The sequence below is a fragment of the Sphingobium sp. genome (assembly GCF_033795625.1).
In the GTDB taxonomy this organism is placed as follows: domain Bacteria; phylum Pseudomonadota; class Alphaproteobacteria; order Sphingomonadales; family Sphingomonadaceae; genus Sphingobium.
In genome coordinates, this window is sequence record NZ_JARYGI010000002.1 from 120,263 (window position 1) to 135,984 (window position 15,722).

At 63.0% G+C, this 15,722-nt stretch carries 12 protein-coding genes; 8 read left to right on the forward strand and 4 right to left on the reverse strand.

From position 1 onward, the window contains the following. Positions 1-89: 89 nt before the first annotated feature. Positions 90-2,663: a type I DNA topoisomerase gene (gene topA, locus QHC67_RS01715; protein WP_319290270.1), complete on the forward strand. Its 2,574-nt coding sequence runs from the start codon at positions 90-92 to the stop codon at positions 2,661-2,663. A 68-nt stretch (positions 2,664-2,731) separates the two neighbouring features. On the opposite strand, the gene era is transcribed toward topA, so the two are convergent. Genes era through lepB form a run of 3 tightly spaced genes read right to left on the reverse strand, consistent with a single transcriptional unit; the run spans position 2,732 to position 5,167 of the window. Next, on the reverse strand, positions 2,732-3,640 hold the full coding sequence (era, locus tag QHC67_RS01720; RefSeq protein ID WP_319290272.1) for a GTPase Era: 909 nt from the start codon (positions 3,638-3,640) through the stop codon (positions 2,732-2,734). A 37-nt stretch (positions 3,641-3,677) separates the two neighbouring features. Then, positions 3,678-4,343 (reverse strand): ribonuclease III, encoded by a 666-nt coding sequence (gene rnc, locus QHC67_RS01725; RefSeq protein WP_319290274.1) that lies wholly within the window; start codon positions 4,341-4,343, stop codon positions 3,678-3,680. Further along, on the reverse strand, positions 4,343-5,167 hold the full coding sequence (lepB, locus tag QHC67_RS01730) for a signal peptidase I (protein WP_319290276.1): 825 nt from the start codon (positions 5,165-5,167) through the stop codon (positions 4,343-4,345). The genes rnc and lepB overlap by 1 nt, the downstream gene beginning before the upstream one ends. 171 nt (positions 5,168-5,338) lie before the next feature. On the opposite strand from lepB, the gene pgi reads away from it, so the two are divergent. Together pgi and gor are read left to right on the forward strand one after the other, a co-directional pair. Then, a complete protein-coding gene (pgi, locus tag QHC67_RS01735) occupies positions 5,339-6,838 on the forward strand; it encodes a glucose-6-phosphate isomerase (protein ID WP_319290278.1) in 1,500 nt (499 codons plus the stop codon). 89 nt (positions 6,839-6,927) lie between these two features. After that, positions 6,928-8,274: a glutathione-disulfide reductase gene (gene gor / locus QHC67_RS01740; RefSeq protein ID WP_319290280.1), complete on the forward strand. Its 1,347-nt coding sequence runs from the start codon at positions 6,928-6,930 to the stop codon at positions 8,272-8,274. Between the two features lie 20 nt (positions 8,275-8,294). Here the strand turns inward: gor and QHC67_RS01745 are convergent, their stop codons facing one another. Then, on the reverse strand, positions 8,295-9,710 hold the full coding sequence (locus QHC67_RS01745) for a helix-turn-helix domain-containing protein (RefSeq protein WP_319290282.1): 1,416 nt from the start codon (positions 9,708-9,710) through the stop codon (positions 8,295-8,297). Between the two features lie 109 nt (positions 9,711-9,819). Between QHC67_RS01745 and QHC67_RS01750 the strand changes: the two genes are divergently transcribed. Genes QHC67_RS01750 through bioB form a run of 5 tightly spaced genes read left to right on the forward strand, consistent with a single transcriptional unit; the run spans position 9,820 to position 15,715 of the window. Further along, positions 9,820-11,352, forward strand: a complete 1,533-nt coding sequence (locus tag QHC67_RS01750; RefSeq protein WP_319290285.1) for an acyl-CoA carboxylase subunit beta — start codon at positions 9,820-9,822, stop codon at positions 11,350-11,352. Between the two features lie 10 nt (positions 11,353-11,362). After that, positions 11,363-11,803, forward strand: coding sequence for a methylmalonyl-CoA epimerase (gene mce / locus QHC67_RS01755; RefSeq protein ID WP_319290287.1), 441 nt, complete (start codon positions 11,363-11,365; stop codon positions 11,801-11,803). After that, on the forward strand, positions 11,800-12,579 hold the full coding sequence (locus tag QHC67_RS01760) for an enoyl-CoA hydratase-related protein (protein ID WP_319290290.1): 780 nt from the start codon (positions 11,800-11,802) through the stop codon (positions 12,577-12,579). Before mce ends, QHC67_RS01760 begins: the two co-directional genes overlap by 4 nt. Beyond that, entirely contained in the window at positions 12,579-14,714 is a 2,136-nt protein-coding gene (scpA, locus tag QHC67_RS01765; protein ID WP_319290292.1) for a methylmalonyl-CoA mutase, read from the forward strand. The genes QHC67_RS01760 and scpA overlap by 1 nt, the downstream gene beginning before the upstream one ends. Then, complete coding sequence (gene bioB, locus QHC67_RS01770) at positions 14,711-15,715, forward strand: biotin synthase BioB (RefSeq protein WP_319290294.1); 1,005 nt, start codon at positions 14,711-14,713, stop codon at positions 15,713-15,715. The genes scpA and bioB overlap by 4 nt, the downstream gene beginning before the upstream one ends. Positions 15,716-15,722: the final 7 nt, after the last annotated feature.

A 15,722-nucleotide genomic window follows, 5' to 3' on the forward strand; every position in this document is an offset into this window, starting at 1 on the left:
CAAGCCTCCCCTTGACGACTCCAAATTTTCGCATCCAGACTCGCGCGTATACGTGAGAGATCGTTTCAGCAGAGGTTTTCGGCAGCAACATGCAGCTAGTCATCGTAGAATCGCCGGCCAAGGCGAAGACCATCGAGAAGTATCTGGGCGGGGATTTCCACGTCCTCGCCTCCTACGGCCACATCCGCGACTTGCCGGCGAAAGACGGGTCGGTGAACCCGGACGAGGGCTTTGCCATGTCGTGGGAGAATTATGGCGACAAGGCGCGGCAATTGAAGGCGATTACCGACGAGGCGAAGAAAGCCACGCGCCTGATCCTGGCGACTGACCCTGATCGCGAAGGGGAGGCGATCAGTTGGCATGTGCAGGAAGTGTTGCGCGCGAAAAAGGCGCTGCCTCAGCAGGTTGACCGCGTAACCTTCAACGCGATCACAAAGGCGGCGGTGCTGGATGCAATGGCGCATCCTCGTGCTTTGGACGAGGATCTGATCGACGCCTATCGGGCGCGGCGGGCGCTGGACTATCTGGTCGGATTCACGCTCTCGCCGGTGCTCTGGCGCAAGCTTCCGGGGGCGAAATCGGCCGGGCGGGTGCAGTCCGTCGCTTTGCGGCTGGTGGTGGAGCGCGAGCGGGAGATCGAGAGCTTCAGCCCCCAAGAATATTGGTCGGTCACTGCCGAGATGGAGCAGGGGGGCGTCGCGTTCACCTCGCGCCTGATCCGCTGGAAGGGCGAGAAGATCGAGCGGCTGAGTATCGGCAAGGAAGGCGATGCGCTGGCGGCGAAGGCGGATGTCGAGGCGGGGCGCTTCACGGTGCAGAGCGTCGAGACGAAGCCGGTCACGCGCAATCCGCCGCCGCCGTTCACGACTTCGACGCTCCAGCAGGAGGCGGCGCGCAAGCTCGGCTTCTCGGCCAGCCACACGATGCGGATCGCGCAGCAGCTCTATGAGGACGGGGCGATCACCTACATGCGCACTGACGGCGTGCAGATGGATCACAGCGCGATTTCGGCGGCGCGCAAGGCGATATCCGATCGTTATGACGGCGGCTATCTTCCTGAAAAACCACGCCAGTATCAGACGAAGGCTAAGAACGCACAGGAAGCGCATGAGGCGATCCGCCCGACCGAATTTTCGCGAGACAAGGTGGGGAGCGGCGATCATGCCCGGCTCTATGACCTGGTGTTCAAGCGTGCTCTGGCAAGCCAGATGGCTTCGGCGCGGATGGAGCGGACGACCATCGACATGGTTGACGGCAGCGGCAGTCATACGCTGCGGGCGACGGGGCAGGTCGTGATCTTCCCCGGCTTTCTTGCATTGTATGAGGAAGGCCGCGACGACAGCGAAGACGAGGACGGCAAGCTGTTGCCGCGCCTCTCGCAAGGCGATGTGCCCGCCAAGAAAGCGGTCAATGCCGAGCAGCATTTCACGCAGCCGCCGCCGCGCTACAGCGAGGCGAGCCTCGTCAAGCGGCTGGAGGAACTGGGGATCGGGCGGCCTTCGACTTATGCGTCCACGCTGCAAACGCTGAAGGACCGCGATTATGTGCGGGTGGAGAAGAACCGCTTCTTTGCCGAGGAAAGCGGGCGGCTGGTCACGGCGTTCCTTGAGCGGTTCTTCGAACGCTATGTGAGCTATGATTTCACGGCGGGCATGGAAGACGAACTGGACGATGTGTCCGGCGGCCGGGCGCAGTGGCAGGAAGTGCTGGAGGCGTTCTGGAAGGACTTCAAGCCCAAGACGCAGGAAGTGATGGAGCAAAAGCCCTCCGAAGTCACGGCCGAGCTGGACAAATTCCTGGAGCCGATGCTGTTCCCGCCCAAGGCGGACGGCAGCGATCCGCGCGCCTGCCCGCTATGCGATGACGGCAAGCTGTCGTTGCGGGGCGGACGGTTTGGGGCGTTCATCGCCTGCTCCAACTATCCTGAGTGCAAGTTCACGCGCAAGTTCGGGCAGCCGGGTGGCGACGGTGCGGCGGATACCGGACCGGAGTCGATGGGGCAGCATCCCGAGACGGGGCAGGACATCGTTCGGAAGAGCGGACGCTTTGGGCCGTATATCGAGATGGGTGAGGGCAAGGAAGCCAAGCGCGGCTCGATCCCGAAGGACCTGCCGGATGGCGAATTGACGCTGGACTGGGCAGTGAAGCTGCTCAGCCTGCCGCGCACGGTTGGGGATCATCCCGAGACGGGCAAGCCCATCGTCGCGAACATCGGGCGGTTCGGGCCTTATCTGCTGCATGACGGGAAGTATGCGCGGCTTTCGGGCACGGCGGAGATATTCGAGACGGGCATGAATGCGGCTGTCGCGAAACTTGCCGATGCCGCGAACAAGGGGCCGCGCTCTGCGGGCGGCCGCGAGCCGCTGAAGGTGCTGGGCAAGCATCCACGTACCGAGGCGGAGATCAAGCTGATGGAAGGCCGCTACGGCGCCTATGTCACCGATGGTGAGACCAACGCGACGTTGCCGAAGACGGTGGACAAGGACGCCCTGACACTGGAGGAAGCGGCGCAGTTGATCGATGCGCGTGCTGCGGCTGCTCCGGCGAAGAAGGGCAAGAAGAAAGCGGCGCCGAAGAAGGCTGCGGCAAAGAAGGCACCTGCGAAGAAGGCTCCCACCAAGAAGCCCGCCGCGCCGAAGAAGAAGGCGGTGGCAGCGGAATAGCCCGCAGGGTTGACGACGCTGGCTCCCTGGCTGCGCAGGAATGACGGTTTATAGGGGAATGGTGGGCGCTACTCCACCCAGTCCAGGCCGATGTCGCGATAGACGCTGCGGTCGTCCTCCCAGTCCTCCTTCACCTTCACATGGAGGTAGAGGTGGACGGGCTTGCCGATCAGCGCTGCAAGTTCTGCACGCGCCTGTGAGCCGATCTGCTTGAGGCGCTGACCGCCCTTGCCGAGCACGATGGCGCGTTGTGTCGGGCGTCCGATCAGGATCTGCTGGTGGATTTCGAGGGAACCGTCGGGACGTTCGCTATATTTCTCCGTCTCGACGGCGGCGGCATAAGGCAGTTCGGCATGAAGCTGGTGGTAGAGCTGTTCGCGCGTGATTTCCGCCGCCAGCATCCGGTCGGTCGCGTCCGACACCTGATCCTCGGGAAAATGCCAGGGACCTTCCGGCATCATCTTGGCAAGGGCCGCCTTGAATTCCGGCAGGCCATCGCCAGTGGCGGCGCTGACGAAGAAAATCTCTTCAAAACCAACGGCATCGTTCAGCTTTTGCGCATGGACCAGGAGCTTTTCCTTGGTCGCGACATCGACCTTGTTGATGATGAGGAGCTTGGGTTCCTTGCGCTCCTTCAATCCTTCGACGGCGCGTTCCAGCTTCGGGCCGAGCCCGGCCTTGCCGTCGATGACGAGCGCGATCAGGTCCGCGCCTTGAGCGCCGCCCCACGCTGCCTGCACCATCGCCCGGTCTAGGCGGCGCTTGGGTTCGAAGATGCCGGGCGTGTCGACCAGGATCAACTGCGCCTCGCCTTCGATGGCGACGCCCATGACGCGGGTGCGGGTGGTCTGTGCCTTTGGGCTGGTGATCGCGACCTTCTGCCCGACCAGCGCGTTGACCAGCGTGGACTTGCCCGCATTGGGTGCGCCGACCACGGCAACAACGCCGCAGCGAGTGTGATTTTCAATGGATGTCATGCCGCCGCCATAGAGGAGCGGGCCGGAAATGAGAAGGCTAACTAAGCTGCGCCAGCATCGCCTTGGCGGCGGCGGTTTCCGCCTCCTGCTTCGATGCGCCTTCGGCCGATGCTTCGCCGATGCCGTTGATCGAGACGGTGACGGCGAAGCGCAGGTTGTGGTGGGGGCCGGACTTGCCGGTCATGACATATTCGGGCGGGCGGCGGCGATTGGCGGCTGCCCATTCCTGAAGCGCGGACTTGGGATGTTTGGGCGCTGAATCCTGCGTGTCGACGCGGCCGGCCCAGAGGCGGCGGACCAGTGCTTTTGCCGCCTCCATCCCGGCGTCGAGGAATAGCGCGCCGATAATCGCCTCCATGACGTCGCCCAGCACATTGTCGCTGTCGGTCGCGCCATCGTCGCGCGCCTGCTTGCCGAGCACCATATGTTTGGGCACGCCCACGTCGCGGGCGACTTCGGCGCAGGTTTCGCCGGAGACGAGAGCATTGAAGCGGCGGGAGAGCTTGCCTTCGGGTTCGGCCGGGAAATGCTCGAACAGCCATTCTGCCACGACCAGGCCCAGCACGCGGTCGCCCAGAAATTCCAGCCGCTCGTAATTGGCGGCTGCGGCGCTGCCATGTGTCAGCGCCTGCATGAAGAGGTCGGGGCGGTCGGGAGCGCGCGCGATCAGCGCCTTCAGCCAGTCCGCCGTGTCGGCCCGCATCAGAAGCTTTCGCCGATCCGGTCCCACCGGGCGGCGGTGAACCAGGTCCAGGGGAGCAGCCATTGTGCGCTGCCGTCAGTCGAGAAGACCGAGACCATCGCCCGTCCGACGAGGTTCTCCTGAGGAACGAGGCCGATGCCACCACCGGCTTCGGCAGGAAAGCGGCTGTCAGCGCTGCGGTCGCGATTGTCGCCCATCAGGAAGAGGCGTCCTTCGGGTACGACAACGGTTTCGCGATCGTCGGCGGGACCATCGGGATCGAGGTCCAGCACATTGTAGCTTTTTCCGTTGGGCAGCGTTTCGCGATATTGCGGATAGCGGCACATGCGCGAACCATCCGCGGCGCGTTCCTCGAACTGGACGCGATAGCAGGGCGAGGGATTGCCGTCCTTCTCCGATGCTGCAACCATGTTGGGCGATGCAGGGATGAGCAGGTCCGCGACTTTCACCTTGGGGATCGCCTGCCCATTCAGGACGACAGTACCCTTCTGAACGGAGATCAGGTCTCCGGGCAGGCCGATGACGCGCTTGATATAATCGTTCTGCTGGTCTGGCGGCGCCTTGAACACCACGACATCGCCGCGCTCTGGCTGAGAGGCGAAGATGCGGCCGGGGATCAGCGGCACGCCGAAGGGCAGGCTGTAGCGGGAATAGCCATAGGGCCATTTCGCGACGAGCAGATAGTCACCGATCAGCAGGCGCGGCTGCATCGATTCGGATGGAATGTTGAAGGGGGACATAATGAAGCTGCGCAGCACGATCACGAAGATCGTCAGCTTGGCGAGGAACCACAGAAAGTCCCCCGTTTCCGATTTGCTGCTCATGCTTTTTCTATCGCTTCCCTTGGGTTGTGACCGTGGCTTTGCGGCGTCCCATCGACAAGGTCAAGGGAGCGTGATCTCCTGCCTATGCAAGCGGGAGTTCCTTTCGCTATGGAGGCGGTGAATCTCCGTCGTGCAGCGGGGGCGCACGCCTCTCACTCAGAAGGACCTGTCATGCCCAGCCCATCGTGGACCGCCATTAGTGCGCAGCCCGTTCCCGAACTCAAGACGATCTTCGACGCCGATGCCGAGCGCTTGTCGAAGCATAGCCTGTCCGTAGGTCCGATTCGGTTCGACTGGAGTAAGACCCATTTGACGGACGATCTGCTGTCAGCGTTTCAGGCGCTTGCGCTGGAAAGCGATTTTGCCGGCAAGCGCGACGCCTTGTTCGCCGGGGCGAAGATCAACAACACCGAAGACCGGGCGGCGGAGCATCCCGCCGAGCGCGGTGAGGGCAATCCCGAAAGCGTGGCGACCGCAAAGGCGCTGCATGCGCGGATGCGGGCGTTGATCGACGCCATCGAGGCGGAAGCCTTGGGACCGGTGCGGCATATCATCCATGTCGGCATCGGCGGGTCGGCGCTGGGACCGAACCTGATCGTCGATGCCCTTGGCGGGAACGAGATGCGGTATGACGTGGCCATCGTGTCCAACGTCGATGGCACCGCGCTGGAGGCGGCGCTGGACCGGTTCGATCCGCATGCGACGATCCTCGCCGTCGCATCGAAGACGTTCACGACGACCGAGACGATGTTGAACGCCGCCAGCACCATCAACTGGATGGTGGAGGCAGGCATCGATGACCCCTATGGCCGGGTGATCGCGCTGACTGCCGATCCGGACAAGGCGCTGGAATGGGGCGTCGATGAAACCCGCGTGCTGCCGTTCAATGAGAGTGTCGGCGGGCGCTACTCGCTCTGGTCGTCGATTGGCTTTCCTGCGGCGCTGGCGCTCGGTTGGGATGCGTTCGAGAGCCTGCTGGAGGGTGCGGCAGTCATGGACCGGCATTTCCGGCTGGCGGAACCCACTGCCAATGCGCCGCTGCTTGCGGCCTTTGCGGACCTCTACTACGCCCGCGTGATGCAGTGCCAGACGCGCGCGGTCTTTGCCTATGACGAGCGGCTTAAGCTGCTGCCCTCCTATCTCCAGCAGCTTGAGATGGAGAGCAATGGCAAGAGCGTCACTGCGGAGGGGCAGCCGGTGGATGGTCCGACCGCGCCAATCACTTGGGGTGGGGTCGGCACGGACGCGCAACATGCGGTGTTCCAGCTGCTGCATCAGGGCACGCATGTGGTGCCGGTCGAGTTCATCGCGTCCATCGAGCCGGGGCATACCCTCGATCCGGCGCATCACCGGACGTTGCTGGTCAACTGTTTCGCACAAGGCGCGGCGCTGATGCGGGGCAAGGACAATGCCGAAGACCCGGCGCGGGCCTATCCCGGCAATCGGCCTTCCACGACGATCCTGCTGGACGATGTGACGCCGCAGTCGCTCGGCGCGTTGATCGCCTTCTATGAGCACCGCACCTTTGCCAATGCCGTCTTGATGGGCATCAATCCCTTCGACCAGTTCGGCGTGGAACTGGGCAAGCAGATCGCCAAGTCCATCGAGCAGGACGGGCCTACCGGCTTCGATCCCTCGACCATGGCGCTGATCGATCTGGCGCTAGGTTGAAGGCGCGGGCGATCATAGCGATCAATCTTTCCGGTTTGTAACCTGCGCGATCCAGAGCCATATCGCTGCAAACAACGAAGGCCTTCTGCATGAGCGACTATGATTACGACCTCTTTGTCATCGGTGCGGGCTCTGGTGGTGTGCGGGCCGCCCGGATTTCCGCGGCGCATGGCGCGAAGGTCGCGGTGGCGGAAGAGTATCGGGTCGGCGGCACCTGCGTCATTCGCGGATGCGTGCCCAAAAAGCTGCTCGTTTATGGCGCGCATTTCGCCGAAGACCTGAAAGACGCGCGGCGGTTCGGATGGAACGTGCCGGACTGCGATTTCGATTGGCCGACGCTGCGGGACAATGTGCTGGCGGACGTCGATCGCCTGAACGGGATTTACCAGGAGACGCTGGACAACAACAAGGTCGAGACGTTTCACGAGCGCGCGACGGTTGCCGGGCCGCATGATGTGAAGCTCGCCAGCGGGCGGACCGTGACGGCGAAATACATCCTGATCGCGACGGGCGCATGGCCGGTGGTCCCCGAGTTCGAGGGGGCGGAGCATAGCATCACCTCGAACGAAGTGTTCCATTTGGATGAGGCGCCCACGCGGATCGTCATCGGCGGTGGCGGCTATATCGCCAATGAGTTCGCCGGGATCTTCCATGAATTCGGCGCACATGTGACGATCGTCAATCGCTCCGACACGATCCTGCGCGGATATGATGCCCAGATCCGCGACCGGCTGCTTCAGATCAGCATGTCGAAAGGCATCAACTTCCGCTTCAATGCCGAGTTCGAGAAGATCGAGAAGAACGATGACGGAACCCTGTGTATCCGCATCAAGAATGGCGATCCGATCGCCTGCGACGTGGTTCTGTTCGCAACGGGACGTCAGCCGAATACGAAGGGGCTGGGGCTGGAAAATGCCGGGATCGAACTCGACAAGCAAGGCGCGATCTCGGTTGACGAATATAGCAAGTCGTCCTGCGACAGCATCTATGCCGTGGGCGATGTAACCAATCGCGTGCAGCTGACGCCGGTAGCGATCCGGGAGGGCCATGCCTTTGCCGATACCGTGTTCGGCGGCAATCCGCGCACGGTGGACTATGGCTGCATCCCTTCGGCAGTGTTCAGCCATCCGCCCATCGGCGCAGTCGGCATGACCGAGGCGGAAGCGCGAAGCAGGCTTGGGACGGTGAAGATCTACACGTCCGACTTCCGGGCTATGAAGAACGTGCTGGCGAACCGGAACGAGCGGGCGCTCTACAAGATGGTCGTGGATGCAGCGACCAATCGGGTGGTCGGGCTGCACATGATTGGGCCGGATGCGCCCGAAATTTTGCAGGCGGCGGCGGTTGCGGTGAAGGCGGGGCTCACGAAGCAGGACTTCGACGATACCGTGGCGCTGCATCCGAGCATGGCGGAAGAGCTGGTTCTGCTGAAGTGAACCGACCGTGAAGTTGACTATCATTCGATAGAATAAGGCACGACCTGCCGGTTGTCGGGATCGACGCGGATGGGGCGGTCGGCGGGCGGGAAGGCGCGCTGGTCGCAGCTTTGGCGGGGGCATAGGCGGCAGGTGACGCCGATCGGGGTCGCGGCGGCTTCGTCGGTGAGTTGAAGGCCGTCGGCATAAACGAAGTTGCCTGCGTGCTCGATTTCGCAGCCCAGGACAACGGCGTAGCGGCGCGGCGCGCGGGCATAGCTGCCGGAGGGCTTGACGAGTCCTTTCGCCATCGAAACATATCTTACGTGATCGGGCGTCTCGCCGAGCTGGACGAGAATGCGGTCGGGGATAGCGACTGCCTCATGCACGATCCAGAGGGGGCAGGCTCCGCCGAAACGGGCGAATTGCAGGCGCGTGGCGCTGTGCCGCTTGGTGATGTTGCCGGCCATGTCGACGCGGCAGAAGAAGAACGGGATGCCGCGCAGGCCCGGACGTTGCAGCGTGGAAAGGCGATGGCAGGCCTGCTCGAAGCTGACGCCGAAGCGGCGGGCGAGTTGGTCGATGTCGTGGCGGACTTCGCGAGCGGACTCTCTAAACCGGGCGTAGGGCATAACAAGCGCACCAGCCGCATAATTGCCCAGGCCGATGGCGAGCAGCCGGTCGGAACCGGGTGCGGACAGTGCGGCCTTGGCCGTGACTTCCGCGATAACCGCAGCGCCTTCGGTCGTCACCAGTTGATGCGCGAGCATGAACTTGCGGCTTTCGGGCGGCAAGGCGGCGTTGATGAACAGCCGCCTGTTCTCCGCGTCGTAGACACGCAGCGCGGCATCGCGGGCTTCCTGCACGCGTGTTTCGATGCCGTGGCGGTCGCGTAACGCGCCTGTAAGCGCGGTTTCCGTCAGGCGCTCGCCGTCCGACAGAGCCGCCCATAGATCTTCCGCCATGCAGTCCAGGTTATGCACATAGTTCCCGGCATCGTGAAACCAGTCGCGAACCGCTTCCCATGGCATACGCTCCTGCGCCGCCATGTCATTGGCGATGGCTTCCTCCATCATGTTCAGGCGTTCGTTGGCGCGGGCATAGGCGCGGTGCAGGTCCACGAAGCGGGCGGCGAATTCGGGGAACTGAAGGTGCAACTTCTCGATCCGCTCGGCCTCCAGCGGTCCGCTGGCGACTTCAGGATGGGCAAGGGCGAAGGTAAAGGCGCCCAGAAGCTGTTCCTCTTCCCGCGCATCGAACGCGGCCCAGTCCAGTGGGAAGGCGCCTGCCAGTGCGGCCTTCACCTTGGCGGTCAAGGGGCGGTCGTCATTCTCAAGCTGGCTGAGATAGGATACCGAAATGCCGAGGATCGCCGCCATCGCGGCCTGATCCAGACGTTGATCGAGCCGCAGTTGCCGCAACTTCTGTCCCGCGAATATCCGTGCGCCTCGTGCCATCGCTTCGCAGTAATTTGCAAAGTCACCTTTTGCAAATCCGCAAATTCACATTTGCCCTTTTAGCGAAAGCCTGAAATGGGCAGGCTACTATTCCGGGAAGAGGATGTTCATGTCGAAACTGGCCGTAGTCGAGAAGCTGGAGAAAATGCGCGAAGCGGCCCGAATGGGCGGAGGGGCGAAGCGGATCGCGGCGCAGCATGCCAAGGGACGGCTGACCGCGCGCGAAAGGCTGGACGTCCTGCTGGACGAGAACAGTTTCGAAGAACTCGATATGTATGTCGAGCACAACTGCACCGACTTCGGTATGGAAGAGACCAAGATCCCGGGCGATGGCGTGGTCACCGGATCGGGCACGATCAACGGGCGGCTGGTGTTCGTGTTCAGCCAGGATTTCACGGTGTTCGGCGGATCACTGTCTGAGCGGCACGCGCAGAAGATCTGCAAGATCATGGACATGGCGATGAAGGTCGGGGCGCCCGTCATCGGCCTGAACGACAGCGGCGGCGCGCGCATTCAGGAGGGCGTCGCATCGCTCGGCGGCTATGCCGAAGTGTTCCAGCGCAACGTGATGGCCAGCGGCGTCGTGCCGCAGATCAGCCTTATCATGGGGCCCTGCGCCGGCGGCGCGGTCTACTCGCCCGCCATGACCGACTTCATCTTCATGGTGAAGGACAGCAGCTATATGTTCGTCACCGGCCCGGACGTGGTGAAGACGGTCACGAACGAAATCGTCACGCAGGAGGAACTTGGCGGCGCTGTGACGCACACCACCAAGTCCGGCGTGGCGGACGTGGCATTCGAGAATGACATCGAGGCGCTGCTGTCGACGCGCGACTTCATCGACTTCCTGCCCGCGTCCAACCGCGAGTCCGCGCCGGAGCGCCCGACCGCCGACGAATGGGACCGGATCGAGGAGAGCCTGGACACGCTGATCCCGGCCAACGCGAACCAGCCTTATGACATGCACGAGTTGATCCGGAAGGTCGTGGACGAAGGCGACTTCTTTGAAGTGCAGCCTGCCCATGCCGGGAACATCCTGTGCGGTTTCGGCCGTATCGAGGGGCGGACCGTGGGTATCGTCGCCAATCAGCCGATGGTGCTGGCCGGGTGCCTCGACATCGGGTCGTCGAAGAAGGCCGGGCGCTTCGTGCGCTTCTGCGATGCGTTCGACATCCCGATCATCACCTTTGTCGATGTGCCGGGATTCCTGCCGGGCGTAGGGCAGGAGCATAACGGCATCATCAAGCATGGCGCGAAACTGCTGTTCGCCTATGCCGAGGCGACCGTGCCGAAGATCACCGTCATCACGCGCAAAGCCTATGGCGGCGCCTATGACGTGATGGCGTCGAAGCATCTGCGGGGCGATTTGAACTATGCGTGGCCGACTGCGGAGATCGCGGTGATGGGCGCGAAGGGCGCAGTCGAGATCATCTTCCGCGGCAAGACTCCCGAGGAAATCGCGCAGCGGACCAAGGAATATGAGGATCGTTTTGCAAACCCGTTCGTCGCGGCGTCGAAAGGCTTCATCGACGAGGTGATCCAGCCGCACTCCACCCGGAAGCGGATCGCGCTGGGCTTGCGGAAACTGCGCAACAAGGCGCTGGAGAATCCGTGGAAGAAGCACGACAACATTCCCCTTTGAGGATGCCGCAATGAAACTCGGCCGTCTGAACCACATCGGCGTGGCCACGCCCTCGATCGACAAGAGCATCGCCTATTACCGCGATGTGATGGGGGCCACGCATATCCACGAGCCCTTCGATCTGCCCGCGCAGGGCGTGAAGGTGTGCTTTGTCGATACGCCGGGCGAAAACGGCACCAGCGGGACGCAGATCGAGCTGATCGAGCCACTGGGCGAGAACTCGCCAATCCACGGTTTCATCGCCAAGAACCCCGCGGGCGGCCAGCATCATATGTGCTATGAAGTGGCGGACATCCACGAAGCCAAGGCGTGGTTCGAGGCCAAAGGAGCGAAGGTCCTGGGCGAGCCGCGCATCGGCGCGCATGGTACGCTGATCTTTTTCGTGCATCCCAAGGATATGAATGGCGTTCTGACGGAAATCATGGAGACGCCGGAGGTCGTTGCGCATTGACCAATTACGGAACGATACTCGCCTCCGTGACCGATGGCGTCGGTGTTCTGTCGCTCAATCGGCCGGAGCGACTCAATGCGGTTATACCGGAGATGTTCTACGAGATCATCGATGCGGTGGAGGCATTTCCGGAACTGGGTGCGCGGGCTATCCTGCTGAAGGCCGAGGGCAGAGGCTTTTGCAGTGGCCTCGATCTCCAGGCGGAGGGAGGCCTTCCCGACGACCTCGGGCAGCTATTGGAAGACCATTACAATCCCTGCATAGAGCGCTTCATGGCCTCCAGGCTGCCCGTCGTGGCGCAGGTTCATGGGGCTTGCGCGGGAATCGGTGCATCGCTGGCGCTCACTTCAGATTTCGTCATAGCGGGCAGGTCGTCTTACTTCCTTCAGGCTTTCGTGAATATCGGATTGGTGCCGGACGGTGGAGCAACATGGATGCTGCCACGTCTCATCGGACGCGCGCGAGCGACCCGGATGATGATGCTAGGCGAAAAGTTGCCGGCGGATACAGCGGAAGATTGGGGCCTGATCTACAAAGCCGTGGATGACGAGGCATTAGCGGAGGAGGCGTCAGCTTTGGCTGCACGGCTGGCTGCGCTTCCCACAGTCTCTTTGGGGCTGATCCGCAAGGGAATTTCTGCAACACAGGAATCGAGTTTCTCGCAGGCGTTGGCGCTGGAACGCGCGCACCAGCGGGAGGCGGGACGCAGCGCGGATTTCAAGGAGGGCGTGCAGGCCTTCCTCGCAAAGCGTCCCGCCAAGTTTGAGGGCAAGTGATGACCGACAAACCGAGTTTGGATCAGTGGCAGGCCGCGGCAGCCAAAGAGGTCATGGGCAAGGACCTGACCTGGCGCACGCCCGAGGGTATCGACGTCAAGCCACTCTATACGGCGCAGGATGTGACGGTCGATCCGGGCCTGCCGGGCTTTGCGCCGTTCACGCGGGGCGTGCGGGCGAGCATGTATGCGGGACGCCCGTGGACGATTCGGCAATATGCGGGCTTTTCGACGGCCGAGGAATCCAACGCCTTCTATCGGCGTAACCTGGCGGCGGGACAAAAGGGGCTGTCGGTCGCTTTCGATCTGGCAACGCATCGCGGCTATGACAGCGATCATCCGCGTGTCGTCGGCGATGTCGGCAAGGCCGGCGTGGCGATCGATTCCGTCGAGGACATGAAGATCCTCTTCGACGGCATCCCGCTCGACAAGATGAGCGTGTCCATGACGATGAACGGCGCGGTGATCCCGATCCTCGCCTTCTTCATCGTCGCGGGCGAGGAGCAGGGCGTCGACCGCAAGCTGCTCGACGGGACCATCCAGAACGACATCCTCAAGGAGTTCATGGTCCGCAACACGTACATCTATCCGCCCGAGCCAAGCATGCGGATCATCTCCGACATCTTCGGCTATACGTCGCGGGAGATGCCCAAGTTCAACAGCATTTCGATCTCCGGCTATCATATGCAGGAAGCCGGGGCGACGCAGGTGCAGGAGCTTGCCTTCACCATCGCGGACGGGCGCGAATATGTGAAATACGGCGTGGCGAGCGGCCTCGACATCGACAAGTTCGCCGGACGTCTCAGTTTCTTTTTCGCGATCGGCATGAACTTCTTCATGGAGATTGCGAAGCTGCGCGCGGCACGCGTGCTGTGGCATCGGGTGATGACCAACCTGGGCGCGAAGGACGAGCGCTCCAAGATGCTGCGCACGCACTGCCAGACCAGCGGCGTGTCGCTGACCGAGCAGGACCCGTACAACAATGTGATGCGCACCACGATCGAGGCGATGGCCGCGATGCTGGGCGGGACGCAGTCGCTGCACACCAATGCGCTGGACGAGGCGATCGCGCTGCCGACCGACTTTTCGGCCCGGATCGCGCGCAATACGCAGATCGTGATCCAGGAAGAGACCGGCATGTGCAATGTCGTCGATCCTCTGGGGGGCAGCTATTATATCGAGAGCCTGACGCAGGAACTGGTCGACAAGGCGTGGGAGATCATCGAGCGCGTGGATGCCGATGGCGGCATGGCGAAGGCCGTGGCGGCTGGCTGGCCCAAGGCGATGATCGAGGAAGCGGCGGCGGCGCGACAGGCGCGGGTCGACCGGGCCGAGGACGTGATCGTCGGCGTCAATAAGTACCGCCTCGCCACCGAGGACGCGCTGGAGACGCTCGACATCGACAATGCGAAGGTTCGCGAAGGGCAGATTGCGCGGATCAATTCGGTGAAGGCATCACGCGACGAGGCAGCGTGTCAGGCGGCGCTGGATGCCTTGCGCGAGGGCGCGAAGGGCAGCGAGAACCTGCTGGCGCTGGCCGTCGATGCAGCGCGGGCGCGGGCGACGCTGGGCGAGATCAGCCTTGCGATGGAAGATGTGTTCGGGCGCTATGGCACGCAGCCGACGCCAGTGAAGGGCGTCTATGCCGCGCCCTACAAGGACGACAGCCGCTGGAAGCAGGTGCTGGACGGCGTGTCGGCCGTGGAGCGGCGGCTGGGCCGCAAGCCCAAGCTGATGGTCGCCAAGATGGGACAGGACGGGCATGATCGCGGGGCGAATGTGATCGCCTCGGCCTTTGGCGACATGGGTTTCGACATCGTGTCGGGTCCGCTGTTCCAGACGCCCGAGGAAACCGTGGTGCTGGCGCTGGAGAGCGAAGTCGATGTGGTCGGCGCGTCATCGCTGGCGGCGGGTCACAAGACGCTGATCCCCGAACTGATCAAGCTGCTTCGGGAGCAGGGCCGCAACGATATCAAGGTGATCGCCGGCGGCGTGATCCCGCCGCAGGATTATGACTATCTGCGTGACGCAGGCGTGCAGGGCATTTATGGGCCGGGGTCGAACGTCGTGGAATGCGCGGCTGACGTGCTGCGCCTCCTCGGCCACAACATGCCCCCGCTGGAGGACGCCGCGTGACCGCTGCCACTGCCCGTACCGATTGGACCCGCGATGAGATCGCGGCGCTGTTCGACCTGCCGTTCTCTGACCTGATGTTCGAGGCGCAGACCGTGCATCGCGCCTGTCATCCGCGCAACGAAGTGCAGCTTTCGACGCTGCTGTCGATCAAGACCGGCGGCTGTGTGGAGGACTGCGGATACTGCAATCAGTCCGTTCATGCCGAGACGGGGCTGAAAGCCGAAAAGCTGATGGACGTGCGCGCGGTGCTGCAATCGGCGGCGCAGGCCAAGGACGCGGGTTCCGGGCGGTTCTGCATGGGAGCCGCCTGGCGCAGTCCCAAGGATCGCGACATGCCTGCCATCGTCGAGATGGTGAAGGGCGTCCGTGCCATGGGGCTGGAGACCTGCATGACCTTGGGCATGCTAAGCGCCGACCAGTCGCAGCAGCTGGCCGAAGCGGGACTGGATTACTACAACCACAATATCGATACCTCGCCGGAGAATTACGCGAACGTCATCACGACGCGGACCTTCGAGGACCGGATCGAGACGCTGGAGAATGTCCGCGCCGCCGGGATCAATGTGTGTTGCGGCGGGATCGTCGGCATGGGCGAGACGCGTGACGACCGGATCGGCTTCATCCATGCACTGGGAACGATGCCGCATCCCGAGAGCGTCCCGATCAACGCGCTGGTGCCGGTGAAGGGCACGGTGCTGGGCGACATGCTGGCCGACACGCCGCTCGCCAAGATCGACGAGATCGAATTCGTGCGCACCGTCGCTGTCGCGCGCATCGTGATGCCGCAGAGCATGGTGCGGCTCTCGGCGGGGCGCGAGAGCATGAGCGAGGCGTGTCAGGCTTTGTGCTTCATGGCGGGGGCGAACAGCATCTTTACCGGCGACCGGCTGCTGACGACGCCCAACGCGGGGGACAATGCCGATGCGGCGCTGTTCGCGAAGCTGGGTGTGAGTGCGATGCAGGCTGCTCCGCATGGACATCTGGAAGAGGCAGCGGAGTGAAGCTCGA